Genomic DNA, 13,563 nt, shown 5'->3' on the forward strand with positions numbered 1-13,563 from the left:
GCGATCCGTCTCGCCGGTCACACCTCGAACTGCGGCGTCTGGAAGTCCTTCAGCTCGCCGCCGGCGTCGCGGACGACGATCCGCAGCCGCGAGACGCCGGGCGGAACATCCTCGAAGGCGAACCGGCCGTGCTCACTCGGATCGGCCGACCATTCGCGTTCTCCCTGCACGACCCGCACGGCGAGGGCCTCGGCGTCGGACCAGCCGTCGATACGGCGTCCCCCGCCCTCGGTCGCCGTCACGTGCAGCAGCACGGTGGTCTGCCCGTCGCTGAACTGCAGCGTGGCCGTATCGGTCTCACCGCGGACGGCGGCGAGCGCCGACCCTTCGACGAGGGTGAGCAGCGCGTACTCGCGCGACAGATCCTCCACGGCGACAGCAGCGACCATCCGGTCGACCAGATCGGCCGGTACCGGATCGACCCGCTCCCACACCGCGCGCAGCCGTGCGAACAGGGCCGCGTCGGCGGCGGAGTCTTCATCCACCATGGTCGTCCTCCCTCCACCCGGCACCGGCCAGAGCGGTGCGGAGCTTTCCCAGACAGCGCTGCCTCGTCGGGCCGATGGAGCCCACCGGCATCGACAGGTCCGCGGCGATGCGGGCGTAATCGGGGCGTTCCTCGAACGCGACGATGCGCAGCAGCCGCCGGCAGCGGTCGTCGAGCGTCCCCACCGCATCCCACAGCCGACGGGTCTCGTCGTCGTGGGCGGCGGTCTGCTCGGCGGATTCGTGGACGGGAAGGTGCGGTTCGAGGGTCGCCGTCTCGGCGGGGTCGGCGCGGCGCTGCAGCTTGCCGACGCGCCATGCCTCGCGCCTCGCGCACATGGTCAGCCACCCCGACACCGCCTGGGCGTCCACGATCGACGCGTGGCGACGAACGAGCGTCAGCCACGTCGTCTGCACGACGTCTTGGGCGAGGGCGTGGTCGAGGCCGTAGGAGCGCACGACGTGCCACAGCGGCGGAGTCATCAGCCGCACCAGGTCATCCATGGCGCGCGCGTCGCCCTCGCGCCAGCGCACGAACAGCGCGGCCGCTCGCTCCCAGCGCGGCGGCTCGGCTCCTTCGACGGGCGCGTCGGGTTGCGCATGCGTCATGACGCCCATTGTGTCCACACCGATACAGAGTGCGATAGGGGGCCCGTGATACATCGCGCGGCCGCCGTTCGCGGCATCCGATGACGAACGACGTCGGCCGCCGCCGGCACGTCGCCGGGCGCGGCCTAGAATCTTCGGCATGACGACCGCTCCGCTGCTCTACGTCTGCGCGCGGCCGCAGCAGGACGCCGCGCACGCCGAGTACGAGTCCTTCCGTCAGGCGATGGGGCTGGCGACGTCGCAGCTGGACCGCCTCGACCTGGTGCGCGAGCCGCTCCCCGGGGACGTTCTCGATCGCCACAGCGGCATCGTCGTGGGCGGGAGCCCCTTCAACGTCACGGATCCGGAATCGACCAAGACCGACGCTCAGCGCGGAGTCGAAGCGGGGCTCGAGCGGATCGCCGCCGGCATCGCCTCGGGAGACGGACCCGCGGCGATGTTCACGTGCTTCGGAATCGGCGTGGTGACCCGGATGCTGGGGGGCGAAGTCAGCCGCGCCTTCCCCGAAGACACCGGTCCGGTGACCGTGGCCCTCACGTCCGCGGGAACCCGCGACCCCCTCTTCGGCGAGCTCGCGCCGCGCTTCAAGGCGCTCACCGCGCACAAGGAGGGGACGGGAGTCCTGCCTCCGGGCGCGGTGCAGCTGGCCTCCGGCAGCGGGTGCCCGGTCCAGGCGTACCGGATCGGCGACCGCCTGTACACCACGCAGTTCCACCCCGAGCCGACGCCCGAGGCGTTCGTGGCGCGCATGACGGTGTACCGCAACGACGGCTACTTCGACGCCTCGGCGTTCGACGAGGTCGCGGACCGCGTGCGCGCGGCACCCGTCAACGAGCCGCAGGAGCTCCTACGGCGGTTCGCGCGCCGATTCGGCCCTTCCCCGAGCGACCTTCCCGCGTAGACCGCAGCCAGAAGACCACGCCGGCGACGAGGATCACCAGGGCCACCACGATGGCGGTGGCTCCGATCACGGCGCTCGGCGGCTCGTCGGCCAATCGGCCGACGGCCAGCCACGACAGGCCCCACGTCAGCGCCAGCGTGGGCGCCAGCCGTCCCGACACTGCAGCGATGGAGACTCCGATCACCGCGACGACGGCGAGCACCGCGACGCCCCACAGGTCGGCGGCGTCCGCCCACGACGGATCGCCGATCTGCGTCAGCCACGCAGTGGTGTTCGCCACCGTGGCCAGCGTCACCCACCCGAGGTGCAGACCGGTCACGCCGTCGATGAGGATGCGTCCCACCCAGCCGCGCGGGGGCGCCACGACGACCGCCCGGCGGAAGGTCAGGGCGAGCGCGATCAGCAGCACGACGATCATCAGCACGGTCAGCGGCAGCGTCAGGAACTGCGCCGTCACCAGCCACAGGCCGTTGAGCACCATGGTCGCCGCGATCCACGGGCCGAGCGCCCGCTGACGCTCATCCGTGCGCTGCCCGGGCAGCGCCTGCCACACGGTATAGGCGATCAGTCCGAGGTAGATGACCGACCAGATCGAGAACGCCTGCGTCGCCGGAGCGAGGTACGACCCGTCGGCGTCGAGGGCTCCGTCCTGCAGATCCTGCACGGGAGTGCCCCCGAACAGGCCCGTTCCGACCATTGCGGCGATGAGCATGAAGCACGCCGCCGCGATGACACCGATCTGGCGGACGACGTCACGCGGTTCACCGTTCATGATGACGAACCTACGACCGTCGCGGTGCACCTGCACCCGCTTGACACGGCGTCATCGAACTGGCAACGGATTCAGGATGCCCCGGGCGACGGATTCAGGACGCGCCGGGCGGCGGATTCCGCAGCAGCTCGATGCGCTCGGCGAGGTACCCGTCGAGGGGACGATAGCCTCCCGCGGCACTCCAGCGGACCGACGGCACACCGCCCACCGAGGCGAGCGGCCCCGACGCGCCACCGTCGGCGAGGACCTCGGGATCCAGCATCCGCCACCCGACGTGCACGACCGCGCCTTCGTCGAACCCGCCCCGGTGCGCCGCCGCGGCCCGTTCCGCGCGGTCGCGCTGGGACTGCGCGGCGTATCCGCGCCGCGCCTCTCGCCGGGCACGCACGATCTCGCCGGTGGCGAGCACCGCGTCGTCGGTGAGAAGCAGCACACCGAGATGCCAAGCGGTCCCGGCCGGGACGATGCGGGACGCCCTGGCGATGCCGAGGACGCGCCGCGGCGTGACGACGCGGCCGAGGGCCTCACGCGGGGCGCCGGCCAGCTCTGCACGTGCGGCGTCGAAGAGGGCCGCGGTCGTCGTCACACGCCCTCCACCGCGGGCGCGGGCGCGGGCGCTGTCGCGGGTGCGGTCGGGTTCACCCGCTCAGGCTAGCGCCGGTCTCCGTGGCGGGAGGTCGCGGGCAGGTCGAACGCGAGCCGTCATGTGTGTCGGATGCCGCACCCCGAACCCGACAGAACTGACGGCTCACAGACCGCCGCACCGCCCGCAGGGCCGGGCGGGCGCGAACTCGAGCGCGAGCCGTCACGCGTGTCGGATGCCGCGCCCCGAACCCGACAGAACTGACGGCTCACGGAACCACGAGCTGCGGAGCCCGCGCCCCGACCCGCGCCCCGCCCCGCCACGCGAGCCGTCAGAGTTCGACGACCTGGCCGTTCCCACGCGGAGCGGGGCCGCGGATCGCGCGGTGCAGCCGCAGCATCCGCTCGTCGAGTTCGGCCGCGGTGTCGGCGGCGTCTTTCAGGCTGGCCAGCAGCTCGGGCGGAACCCTCGTGTCGAACTTGTAGTAGATCTTGTGCTCGAGGCTCGCCCAGAAGTCCATCGCGATCGTCCGGAACTGCACCTCGACGGGCACGGCGATCCGGCCGGTCGACAGGAACACCGGGACCTCGAGGATGGCGTGCAGGCTCTTGTACCCGTTGGCCTTGGGCTCGGCGATGTAGTCCTTCACCTCGAGCACGCGGACGTCGTCCTGCTCGGTGAGGAGGTCGAAGAGGCGGTACACGTCCGTGGTGAAGCTGCAGGTGAGGCGCACCCCGGCGATGTCGGTGATGTGCCGGCGGATCGACGCGAAGTCGGGCTCGACCCCTTTGCGCTGCACCTTGTCGATCAGGCTGTCGGTGGACTTCAGCCTGCTCGTGACGTGCTCGATCGGGTTGTAGTCGTGGGTGAGGAGGAACTCGTCGCGCAGGATCGCGATCTTCGTCTCGATCTCCTGCATGCCGAAGCGGTACTCGAGCAGGAACCGCTGCATGTCGTCCCGCATCGTCCGCAGCTGCGAGGCCGAGAGGGTGATCGAATCGTCGCTGCTCGCCGCGTGCGCCAGGGGCGCGGAGGTCGCCATGCCCGGCACGTTACGGAACGCGGCTACGAGAGCCCTGAGAACCGGTCACTCCTCGGGGACGTTGCGCTGTGCCGCGTCGGCCTGACGACGGGCCTCTCCTGCACGGGATGCCGCGGCCGACGCCCGCCGGTCGAGATCGGCCAGCTTCTGCCGGGCGGACTCGGCGTCCGCCTCGACGCGGTCCAGGTCGCGCCGCAGCTCGGCCGCGCGTTCGTCGAGGTGATCGACGCGCTCCTGGGCGCTCGCGCGGGCGGCGCCGGCACGAGCGGCTTCGCGCTCGGCCTCACTCGCCGCACGGTCGGCCTCGCGTGCGGCCTTCTCCGCCGCCCGGCGCGCGCGACGCTGCGCGAGGTCGTCCCGCGGCGGCGGCGCCACGATCCCCGGAACCGAGCCGCCCACGGCCGCGTCGAGGTCGGCGGGCTCGAACGCCCCCGCCTCGAGTGGGGCCACCAACCGCCCGGTCATCACCGCGGCCGCCGCGCCGGCATCCATGACCGCGGCGTTGATGGTCTTGGCTATCGCATCCTTCGTCGCGGCGCTCACGGCGACCCCCTGCGACGCGGCCAGGTCGGCTGCGCGCGCGGCGAGGGCGCCCACGAGAGCGCGCCGTTGGCCGCCAAGACGCGACAGCTCGGCGGCATCGAGGTCGTCCTGCGCTTCGCGGAGCGCGGCCGACAGCTCCAACGCCTCGCCGAGCTGACCGTCGCGGGCGAGCAGGTTGACCGCGAATGCCGCCGCCACGGGTTTGCGGAGTGCGGCGATCCGCTTCGACAGAGGCGGGCGGGATGCCGCGGCGCGCGCATTCCGTGCCCCGGTGAACTCCGCGGGCGGCAGCCCGTAGAGGTCGTCGGCGACGGCGTCGAGGTCGGCGCCGTCGGGGTCGGCTTCGGCGGCGGCAGCTCCATCACCGTCGGTCGGTTGCGGCATCCGCCCATTCTGCCGCCCCGACCCGGCCGAGCGGCAGACCCGCACCGCCGGCGCCCCTCGTCGCCGCCGCTGCGGGACGTGAGGCGCCGGCGCCGTCGTCACGGTCAGTGCAGGCGGTAGAAGCGCCACAGCCCGAACTCGGGGACCACGACCTCGACATCGGTCCAGCCGGCTTCGCGCGCGTACGAGCGCAGCGTGCTCGGGCGCATGACCGTGCCGGTGCCGACGCTGGGCGGGTGGCTCAGTCCGTCGGGCAGGCACACGAACAGGCTGAACCCGTAGAGCAGACGTTCCAGCTCGTCGGCGTCAGGGCTGAACTGCTCCGCCGTCGCTTCGTCCATGACGATGACCGGACCGCCCGGGATCACCGCGGCGCGGGCCGCGGCGAGGACCGTGACCGGGTGCGGCATGTCGTGGAGGCACTCGAACGCGAACACGGCGTCGAAGGGCCCGTGGTCGGCCAGACGCGCGGCGTCCTCGAGGTGGAAGGTCACCCGGTCGGCGACACCGGCGGCGCGGGCGTTCTCACGGGCGAGGCGCACGGACGGCTCGTCGATGTCGAACCCCTCCACGCGGAGCTGCGGGTGGGCGTGGGCGAGCTCGATCGACGACCAGCCGGCGCCCGCGCCGACGTCGGCGATGCGGGCACCGGGTCGTGAGAGCACGTCGTGGACACCGGGCACATCGGCCAGGACGCCCGGCATCCGCTCGAACCAGGGCCGGTTCATCTCGGCCTGCGCTTCTCGGGCGTGCACGCCGAGCCGCTCCCAGCTCACGCCGCCGCCGGTGCGGTAGGCGTCGATGATCTCGGGCATGCGTTCGCCCGAGGCGGCGAGCATACGCGCGAGGGGCTCGAGGAACGACAGGCTCGCGCCGTCGGCCAGCACCTCCGCCGTGGCGCGATCGAGACGGAAGCGCCGGCCGGACCCGATCTCGTCGGCATGGTCCTCGGCACCGCTGTCGCCGGTACTGCTCTCACCGGCACCGCTCTCGTCGCTGCCGTCGGATGCGACGCCGAGCAGACCGCTCGCCGCCTGCTGCTCGAGCCACTCCCGCGCATAGCGGGGACTGGATGCCGTGACGGCGGCGAGCTCGTCGGCGGTGAGCCCCTGCGCGCCGGACGCGGCGAGCGCCCGGTACCAGCCGAGCTGCGAGCCGACGTGGATGGACATGAGGTCGATCCATCCCAGCGCGGCCGACATGATCCGCTCGGCGACCGCATCGACGGATGGCGTCTCGTCGAGTGGCGCAGGGTCGAGTGGAGTCGCGTCGGCGGCCTGGGCGTCGGTGGTGATGGTGAGGGTTGACATGGGTTCTCCTTGGGTCGAAGCGACGGTGTCGCCGTCTTCGACGTTAGGAATCGCCGCCCCTCGACCGCGTCCGACGAATCGTGCATCTTGCGGCGGTTTCTGCATGATTCGGTGCAGGAACGACGAGACGACCGTCAGCGGATGCCGCCCCCGGCGGCCTGCTCGTGCCACCACGCCGCCGCGGCCGTGCGCGAAGAGACGCCCAGCTTGAGGTACACGTTGGCGAGGTGCCGCCCGACCGTCTTCTCGCTGATGAACAGCCGGTCCGCCATGGCCCGGTTCGACAGGCCCTGCGCGACGAGCGCGAGGATCTCGTTCTCGCGCGCCGTGAGAGGGCCGGCGGGTTCAGCGGCAGGGGGCAGCACGACCTCGATCGGGTGGGCGCCGAGACCGCCGAGGATGGCGGCCGCCTCGGCCCGCACCTGAGCGGCCGAGTGGGGCTCGCCGAGGGCATCGTGCGCGGCGGCGATCCAGGCCAGCACGTGCGCCTGCTCCCACCGCTGGCCCAGCCTGCGGAAGCGGTCGAGAGCGGAGTGCAGCGCCGCCGACGCCGCCTCTGGGTCGGCGCGGTGGAGTGCGCACATGCCGCGCGCGTGGTCGGTCCACGCCCGGAATCCGTCGGTGCCGTAGACGCGAGCCGCGTCATCGAGCTCGGTGAGGAACGACGAAGCCGCGGCGGAGTCCGCCCGCGCCAGCGCGATGCGGACGCCGGCGCGCAGCATCCGGACCCTGCCGAGCCGATCGCGGGCGGCCAGCGCCGCGGTGAGCACCGCCCATGCGCGGTCGGGGCGGCCGGAATCGAGTTCGAGCAGCGCCTCGCCCGGTGCCGGGTCGACGCCCGACGCGCGGGACAGCGCGAAGGCCTCGCGCGCGCCGTCCGCGTCGCCGCGGAGGCGTCGCAGCTCGCCGAGCTGATACCAGCCGGCGCCCGCGACCCACGCGTCGCTCGCCTCGAGCTGCGCCGACGTGCGGGCCAGCTCCTTCTCCGCACCCGGCCAGTCACCGGCCGCCGAGCGCAGCTCCAGCCGGTGCACCCGGCAGACCCCGGCATAGACGGCATCCGACCCGTACTGGGTCGACCACGCCTCCGTCGCGCGGGTCCAGTCGGCCATGCGCCGGTAGTCGGCCAGCTCGTGACAGGCGTGGATGGTCGTGCACAGCACATCGCCCGCCCAGGCCGGCTCGACCTCGCCCGAGACGACGCACAGCATGGCCTCGTCCAACTGCGCGAAACCTTCCGCGGTGTCGCCCGCACGTACCGCGTGCATGCCCGAGACCACGGCCGACAGCGCGCCCACGGCGGGATCGTCGAGTTCTCGGGCCAGTTCGGCCATGCGGGCCACGCCCCGCGCGGACCACTGGTCGCCGGTCTCGTCGAAGCCCATGCTCGTCTCGAGATAGGCGAGGTAGGCGTGCGGTGACCTGTCGGGGAGGGCTTCCAGAAGTCGGCGGGCGCGGCCGAGCCAGGCCCGGCCCACGGTGAGGTCGGCCCGTGTGATGCGCAGGAGCGCGATCAGCAGCGCGGTGCGCGCGGCATCCTCGTCGGCACCCTCGACACGGAAGCGCCGGAAGGCCTCATCGAGGCGCTCGAGGCACTCGCCGGCTTCGCCGAGCCACCAATGGCAGGCGGCGAGGTCGCGGAGGTCGCGCCCGTCCAACGGGGCCGACACCGCGGCGCGATCGAACGCGTCGCGCGCGCGCTGCCACTCGTGCGACCGATAGGCCGCACGCGCCTGCCCCAGAACGGCGCTGTCGTCCGTCATGCGGGCATGCTACCGCGGGGGTCGGGTGGTGCGGGGGTCGGTCGCGGAGGCTCCGGCGGGGGCGGTCAGTCGTCCGCGACGGCCGCGGCCTGGCGGGCGGCGCCGAGTGCCACGTACTCGCCCGGCTCCGGCACCTCGACCTCCAGTCCCAGCACCTGCGGCGCGATCGCGCGCACCGCCTCGGACTGCGCGCCGCCGCCGATGAGCAGAGCCCGCTCGAGCGGCACGCCCAGACCGCGGAGGGCGGCCAGGCCCGCGCCGAGACCCGACAGCATCCCCTCGACCGCGGCACGCGCGAGGTTCTCGCGCGTGGTCGAGGCCAGGGTCATCCCGGTGAGCGAGGCCGTGGCATCCGGCAGGTTCGGGGTGCGCTCGCCCTCGAAGTAGGGCACGAGCGCGAGCCCGCCGGCGCCCGGCTCGGCGGCCAGGGCCAGCCGGCTGAGCTCGGCGTGGTCGACGCCCAGCAGGCGCGCCACGGCGTCCAGCACGCGGGCGGCGTTGAGCGTGGCCACCAGCGGGAGGAAGCGGCCGGTGCAATCAGCGAACCCCGCGACGGTCCCGGTCGGGTCGATCGTGCGCTGCTCGCTGACGGCGAAGACGGTGCCGCTCGTTCCGATCGACACCACGACGTCGCCGGGTCCGGCGCCGAGGCCCAGGGCGGCTCCGGCGTTGTCGCCCGCGCCGCCGCCCACGCGGCGTCCGTCGGCGTCGGTCACCGACTCCGCGGGGCCCAGCACGCGCGGCAGCACCGCGTCGTGCCCGAGGGCCGCGGCGAGGAGCTCGCGGTCATAGCCACCGGACTCGGGATTCCAGTAGCCGGTGCCCGAAGCATCCGATCGATCGGTGATGAGCTCATCGAGCACCGGACCGCGCGGGGATTCGCCCGCCGGACCGAAGCCCCGCAGCCGCCAGGTGAGCCAGTCGTGGGGCAGCGCGACGGCCGCGACCCGCGCGGCGCTGTCGGGCTCGTGGTCGCGCAGCCAGCGGAGCTTGGTGATCGTGAAGGACGCCACCGGCACCAGACCGGTGCGATCGGCGAGCGTGCCGGCGCCGAACTCCGAGATCAGATCGGATGCCGCACCCGCCGACCGCGTGTCGTTCCACAGCAGCGCGGGACGGATGACCCGGCCGTCGGCGTCGAGGACGACCATGCCGTGCTGCTGACCCCCGATCGCCCACGCTCGCACGTCGTCGAGGCCACCGGCATCCTGGATCGCGGCTTCGAGCGCCGTCCACCACGCCGCCGGATCGACCTCGGTGCCCGCGGGGTGCGTCGCGCGTCCCTGCCGCACGATGGCCCCCGTCGCTGTGTCCACGACGACGACCTTGCACGACTGCGTCGACGAGTCGACTCCCATCACCAGCGTCATCGCCACTCCTGTGTCGTCGGTTCTCGGTTCCTTGCCGCGGTTCCTGGCCGCGAGAGTACATCCGCGCGACGAGAGGGTGGGGGTGCCCCGTCCTCTCGTCCGCCAGATGTACTCTCGCGGTCCGGGTCGGTCAGCCGCGGGCGCCCATGAGGTGCTCGGTGGCCAGCTGCTGCAGGCGCACGAAGCCGAAGCCCTTGCCGCCCAGGTAGACCGACGGGTCGAAGTCCTCGTAGGCGCTGCGGTCGGCGAGCAGGTCGTCGTAGGACTCCCCTTCGCCGAGCGTCGGCTGCGACAGCTCGAACACCTTGGCCGCCTCGAGCGCCTCCTGCACCTCGGGGTCGGCGCGGAAGGCCGCCGCGCGCTCCTTCAGCAGCAGGTAGGTGCGCATGTTGGCCGCGGCGGAGTCCCACACGCCCGTCTCGTCCTCGGTGCGCGAGGGCTTGTAGTCGAAGTGACGGGGACCGTCATAGGCCGGGCCGCCGTTCGGGCCGCCGTTCTCGAGCAGGTCGACCAGGGCGAAGGCGTTGTGCAGGTCGCCGTGACCGAACACGAGGTCCTGGTCGTACTTGATGCCGCGCTGGCCGTTGAGGTCGATGTGGAAGAGCTTGCCGTGGTACAGCGCCTGCGCGATGCCCGCGGCGAAGTTCAGTCCCGCCATCTGCTCGTGGCCGACCTCGGGGTTCAGGCCCACCAGTTCGGGGCGCTCGAGCGAGTCGATGAAGGCGAGGGCGTGACCGACCGTGGGCAGCAGGATGTCGCCGCGCGGCTCGTTCGGCTTCGGCTCGATCGCGAAGCGCATGTCGTAGCCCTTGTCGGTCACGTAATCGCCCAGCAGGTTGACCGCCTCGCGGTAGCGCTCGAGCGCCTGGCGGACGTCCTTGGCGGCGTCGTACTCCGCGCCCTCGCGCCCGCCCCACATGACGAAGGTCGTCGCGCCGAGCTCAGCGGCCAGGTCGATGTTGCGCAGAACCTTGCGCAGCGCGAAGCGTCGCACGTCGCGGTCGTTCGAGGTGAACCCGCCGTCCTTGAACACGGGGGCCGAGAACAGGTTCGTCGTGACCATCGGCGCCTTGAGGCCGGTCGACTCGAGCGCGCCCTTCAGGCGGTCGATCTGGGTCTGCCGCTCGGCGTCGGTCGAGCCGAACGCGAACAGGTCGTCGTCGTGGAAGGTCAGGCCGTACGCGCCGAGCTCCGCGAGCTTCTCGACCGCGTGCACGACGTCGAGCGGGTGACGCGTCGGGCCGCCGAACGGGTCGGTTCCGTTGTAGCCGATGGTCCAGAGGCCGAACGTGAACTTGTCGGCGGGAGTGGGGGTCGGGGTGGGCATGGCGCTCCTTCGCGGGTTTTGTTGCTGGAAACAACCTATAGCATTCCGGATGCTGCGTCCACCGGCATCCGGCGATTCAGACCGCAACCACATCGACCTCGGCGGTGAGGTGGCGGCGGTGGTCCACGATGCGGGTGGGACCGACGAGGCGGACCGTCTGCGCCGAGACGAGATCGCCGCTGGAGCGGCCTGCCGACAGCACCAGCTCGCCCGCCTCGACCACACGGTCGCCCGAGGCTGCGGTGTAGACGGCGAGGTCGGCGTGGACCGCGAACTCGACGTCCGCCGACGCACCCGCCGCCAGCGGCACACGGGCGTACGCGATGAGCTTCTGCACCGGGCGCGCGACCGACGCGACGGGGTCGTGCAGATAGAGCTGCACCACCTCGACGCCGGCGCGAGACCCGGAGTTGGCCACCCGCAGCCGAGCGCGTACGATGCCGTCGGTGTCGATCTCGTCACGGTCGACGCGCAGGTCCGACCACGTGAAGCTCGTGTAGCTCAGCCCGTGGCCGAACGGGAACGCCGGCGTGGGGTCGATGCTCGAGACGTCCGATCGCTGCGCGAGACGGGCCGCGAGGTAGGTCGAGGGCTGGGTGCCCGGCGTCGCCGGGACGCTCACCGGCAGTCGCCCGCTCGGGTTGACGCGTCCGCTCAGGACACCGGCGATCGCACCCGCGCCCTCTTCGCCGGCGAAGAACGCCTCGACGATCCCCGCGGCCTCGTCGCTCGCGCGGCCGAGAGCGTACGGGCGTCCGGCCAGCATCACCGCGACGGCCGGTGTTCCGGCATCGAGCACGGCGTCGATCAGCTGCTGCTGGGCTCCGGGCAGCGCCAGGGTCTCGATGTCGCAGCCCTCGCCGCTGGTGCCGCGTCCGAACAGTCCCGCGCGGTCGCCCAGCGCCAGGATCACCACGTCTGCGGCCGCTGCGATGCGGACGGCCTCCTCGATCCCCGAGGTCTCTCCGCCGTCGACGGTCGTCCCGGCGCTGTGCGCGATGCGCGCGTCCGGAAACTCCGCGCGGACGGCCTCGAGGAGCGTCGGGATCCGGATGCCCATCTCGACCCCAGGATGCTGCGTGACCACGTGCGTGGGGAACGAGTAGCAGCCGAGCATCGCGTAGGGGTCATCGGCGTTCGGGCCGATGACGGCGATCGACGCCGGCCGGTCGAGCGGCAGTGTGCCGTCGTTGCGGAGGAGCACGACGGCGGCCTCGGCGAGCTCGGCCGCGAGGGCGCGGTTGCCCGGGGGGTCGAGGTCGATCGTCCCGCGCAGCGCCTCGGGATCGGCGAGGTCGGCGCCCGCGAGCGCCGGCGGCACCGGCGACCAGTCCGGATCTAGCAGACCGAGCTCGGCCTTCTGCCGCAGCACGCGGCGCAGCGCCGTGTCGATGAGGTCGAGCGGGAGGATCCCCTCCTCGACCGCGCGCCGCAGGGGCTCGCCGAAGGTCTTCACCGTGGGCAGCTCCACGTCGATGCCCGCTCGCAGCGCCGCGCCGGCGGCTTCGGCCCAGGTCCCGGCCACCCCGTGCAGCAGCTTCAGGAAGGCGACCGAGAAGTAATCGGCGACGACGGTGCCCTCGAACCCCCACTGCTCCCGCAGGAGCCCGGTCAGCAGGGCGCGGTCGGCGGCGACCGGCACGCCGTCGACATCGCTGTACGAGTTCATGACGCTGCGGACGCCGGCCTCTCGGACGGCCATCTCGAACGGCGGCAGCAGCACGTCCTGCAGCTCTCGCCGCCCCACCGACACGGGAGCGAGGTTGCGGCCGCCCTTGGACGCCGAGTAGCCGACGAAGTGCTTGAGGGTGGCCACGACGCCGGCCGACTCCACCCCGCGCACGTACGCCGTGGCGATGGTCGCCACGAGGTGCGGATCCTCGCCGATCGTCTCTTCGACGCGTCCCCAGCGCGCGTCGCGCACCACGTCCAGGACCGGGGCGAGTCCCTGGTGCACGCCCACCGAGCGCATGTCGTCGCCGATGCGGCGGGCCATGCGCTCCACGAGCCCGGGGTCGAACGTGGCGCCCCACGACAGCGGCACCGGGTAGGCCGTCGCACCCCACGCGGCGAAGCCGGCAAGGCACTCCTCGTGCGCGAGTGCGGGTATCCCCCAGCGCGAGGTGGCGCGGATGCGCTCCTGGGTGCGCATGAGCGACACCGCCCCCAGCGCGGCGTCCACCGGCCGGGTCCCGAAGGGGCGGGTCAGCTGCCCCAGTCCGAGCGGCAGCAGCTGATCGAGATCGACGACCTCTTCGACGTCGTGCTGGTGCGGGGCGACATCGCCGCCCTCGTCCGACGCGCCGACCCACACCCCGTAGAGCTGCGCCAGCTTCTCCTCGAGGGTGAGCACCGACACCAGTCGCTCGACCGGGTCATCGCCGTCGGAGAGGGCGGGGTCTGCGCTCCATTGCGCGGTCGAAACTTTCATTGATCACCTTTGATGGTTCGACGGTCCAAGGGCGCTGATCCG

12 protein-coding genes are annotated in these 13,563 nt (G+C 72.6%); 1 reads left to right on the forward strand and 11 read right to left on the reverse strand.

Annotated features, from left to right (window positions below):
• Positions 1–17: 17 nt before the first annotated feature.
• Both NFR93_RS08330 and NFR93_RS08335 read right to left on the reverse strand, forming a co-directional pair.
• Positions 18–488, reverse strand: a complete 471-nt coding sequence (locus NFR93_RS08330) for a hypothetical protein (RefSeq protein WP_251451899.1) — start codon at positions 486–488, stop codon at positions 18–20.
• On the reverse strand, positions 478–1,095 hold the full coding sequence (locus NFR93_RS08335) for an RNA polymerase sigma factor (RefSeq protein WP_251451902.1): 618 nt from the start codon (positions 1,093–1,095) through the stop codon (positions 478–480). Before NFR93_RS08335 ends, NFR93_RS08330 begins: the two co-directional genes overlap by 11 nt.
• Before the next feature lie 139 nt (positions 1,096–1,234).
• On the opposite strand from NFR93_RS08335, the gene NFR93_RS08340 reads away from it, so the two are divergent.
• Complete coding sequence (locus tag NFR93_RS08340; RefSeq protein WP_251451905.1) at positions 1,235–1,996, forward strand: type 1 glutamine amidotransferase family protein; 762 nt, start codon at positions 1,235–1,237, stop codon at positions 1,994–1,996.
• On the opposite strand, the gene NFR93_RS08345 is transcribed toward NFR93_RS08340, so the two are convergent.
• The 9 genes from NFR93_RS08345 to NFR93_RS08385 all read right to left on the reverse strand — a co-directional run bounded on the left by NFR93_RS08345 (position 1,923) and on the right by NFR93_RS08385 (position 13,521).
• Complete coding sequence (locus NFR93_RS08345; protein ID WP_251451908.1) at positions 1,923–2,768, reverse strand: TspO/MBR family protein; 846 nt, start codon at positions 2,766–2,768, stop codon at positions 1,923–1,925. The two genes, NFR93_RS08340 and NFR93_RS08345, sit on opposite strands and share 74 nt — an antisense overlap.
• 94 nt (positions 2,769–2,862) lie before the next feature.
• Positions 2,863–3,354 carry a glutaminase gene (locus tag NFR93_RS08350; RefSeq protein WP_251451911.1) on the reverse strand — a complete coding sequence of 164 codons (492 nt, stop codon included), beginning with the start codon at positions 3,352–3,354 and terminating at the stop codon, positions 2,863–2,865.
• A gap of 328 nt (positions 3,355–3,682) precedes the next feature.
• Complete coding sequence (locus tag NFR93_RS08355; protein ID WP_251451913.1) at positions 3,683–4,393, reverse strand: GTP pyrophosphokinase; 711 nt, start codon at positions 4,391–4,393, stop codon at positions 3,683–3,685.
• Positions 4,394–4,438: 45 nt separating this feature from the next.
• On the reverse strand, positions 4,439–5,320 hold the full coding sequence (locus tag NFR93_RS08360) for a transposase (protein ID WP_251451915.1): 882 nt from the start codon (positions 5,318–5,320) through the stop codon (positions 4,439–4,441).
• Positions 5,321–5,424: 104 nt separating this feature from the next.
• Positions 5,425–6,630 (reverse strand): class I SAM-dependent methyltransferase, encoded by a 1,206-nt coding sequence (locus NFR93_RS08365; RefSeq protein WP_251451918.1) that lies wholly within the window; start codon positions 6,628–6,630, stop codon positions 5,425–5,427.
• A gap of 134 nt (positions 6,631–6,764) precedes the next feature.
• A complete protein-coding gene (locus tag NFR93_RS08370; protein WP_251451921.1) occupies positions 6,765–8,393 on the reverse strand; it encodes a helix-turn-helix domain-containing protein in 1,629 nt (542 codons plus the stop codon).
• 65 nt (positions 8,394–8,458) lie between these two features.
• Positions 8,459–9,763 carry a xylulokinase gene (gene xylB, locus NFR93_RS08375; RefSeq protein WP_251451924.1) on the reverse strand — a complete coding sequence of 435 codons (1,305 nt, stop codon included), beginning with the start codon at positions 9,761–9,763 and terminating at the stop codon, positions 8,459–8,461.
• A 130-nt stretch (positions 9,764–9,893) separates the two neighbouring features.
• Positions 9,894–11,090 (reverse strand): xylose isomerase, encoded by a 1,197-nt coding sequence (gene xylA, locus NFR93_RS08380; protein ID WP_251451926.1) that lies wholly within the window; start codon positions 11,088–11,090, stop codon positions 9,894–9,896.
• A 76-nt stretch (positions 11,091–11,166) separates the two neighbouring features.
• Positions 11,167–13,521 (reverse strand): beta-xylosidase/alpha-l-arabinosidase, encoded by a 2,355-nt coding sequence (locus tag NFR93_RS08385; RefSeq protein ID WP_251451929.1) that lies wholly within the window; start codon positions 13,519–13,521, stop codon positions 11,167–11,169.
• Positions 13,522–13,563: the final 42 nt, after the last annotated feature.

Source organism: Microbacterium sp. Marseille-Q6648, assembly GCF_943181415.1.
Classification (GTDB): domain Bacteria; phylum Actinomycetota; class Actinomycetes; order Actinomycetales; family Microbacteriaceae; genus Microbacterium.

Excerpts from the sequence above, each read along its gene's own strand:
- NFR93_RS08330 (WP_251451899.1), bottom strand. The coding sequence starts at position 488 with ATGGTGGATGAAGACTCCGCCGCCGACGCGGCCCTGTTCGCACGGCTG.
- NFR93_RS08335 (WP_251451902.1), bottom strand. The coding sequence starts at position 1,095 with ATGACGCATGCGCAACCCGACGCGCCCGTCGAAGGAGCCGAGCCGCCG.
- NFR93_RS08340 (WP_251451905.1), top strand. The coding sequence starts at position 1,235 with ATGACGACCGCTCCGCTGCTCTACGTCTGCGCGCGGCCGCAGCAGGAC.
- NFR93_RS08345 (WP_251451908.1), bottom strand. The coding sequence starts at position 2,768 with ATGAACGGTGAACCGCGTGACGTCGTCCGCCAGATCGGTGTCATCGCG.
- NFR93_RS08355 (WP_251451913.1), bottom strand. The coding sequence starts at position 4,393 with ATGGCGACCTCCGCGCCCCTGGCGCACGCGGCGAGCAGCGACGATTCG.
- NFR93_RS08360 (WP_251451915.1), bottom strand. The coding sequence starts at position 5,320 with ATGCCGCAACCGACCGACGGTGATGGAGCTGCCGCCGCCGAAGCCGAC.
- NFR93_RS08365 (WP_251451918.1), bottom strand. The coding sequence starts at position 6,630 with ATGTCAACCCTCACCATCACCACCGACGCCCAGGCCGCCGACGCGACT.
- NFR93_RS08370 (WP_251451921.1), bottom strand. The coding sequence starts at position 8,393 with ATGACGGACGACAGCGCCGTTCTGGGGCAGGCGCGTGCGGCCTATCGG.
- xylB (WP_251451924.1), bottom strand. The coding sequence starts at position 9,763 with ATGACGCTGGTGATGGGAGTCGACTCGTCGACGCAGTCGTGCAAGGTC.
- xylA (WP_251451926.1), bottom strand. The coding sequence starts at position 11,090 with ATGCCCACCCCGACCCCCACTCCCGCCGACAAGTTCACGTTCGGCCTC.
- NFR93_RS08385 (WP_251451929.1), bottom strand. The coding sequence starts at position 13,521 with ATGAAAGTTTCGACCGCGCAATGGAGCGCAGACCCCGCCCTCTCCGAC.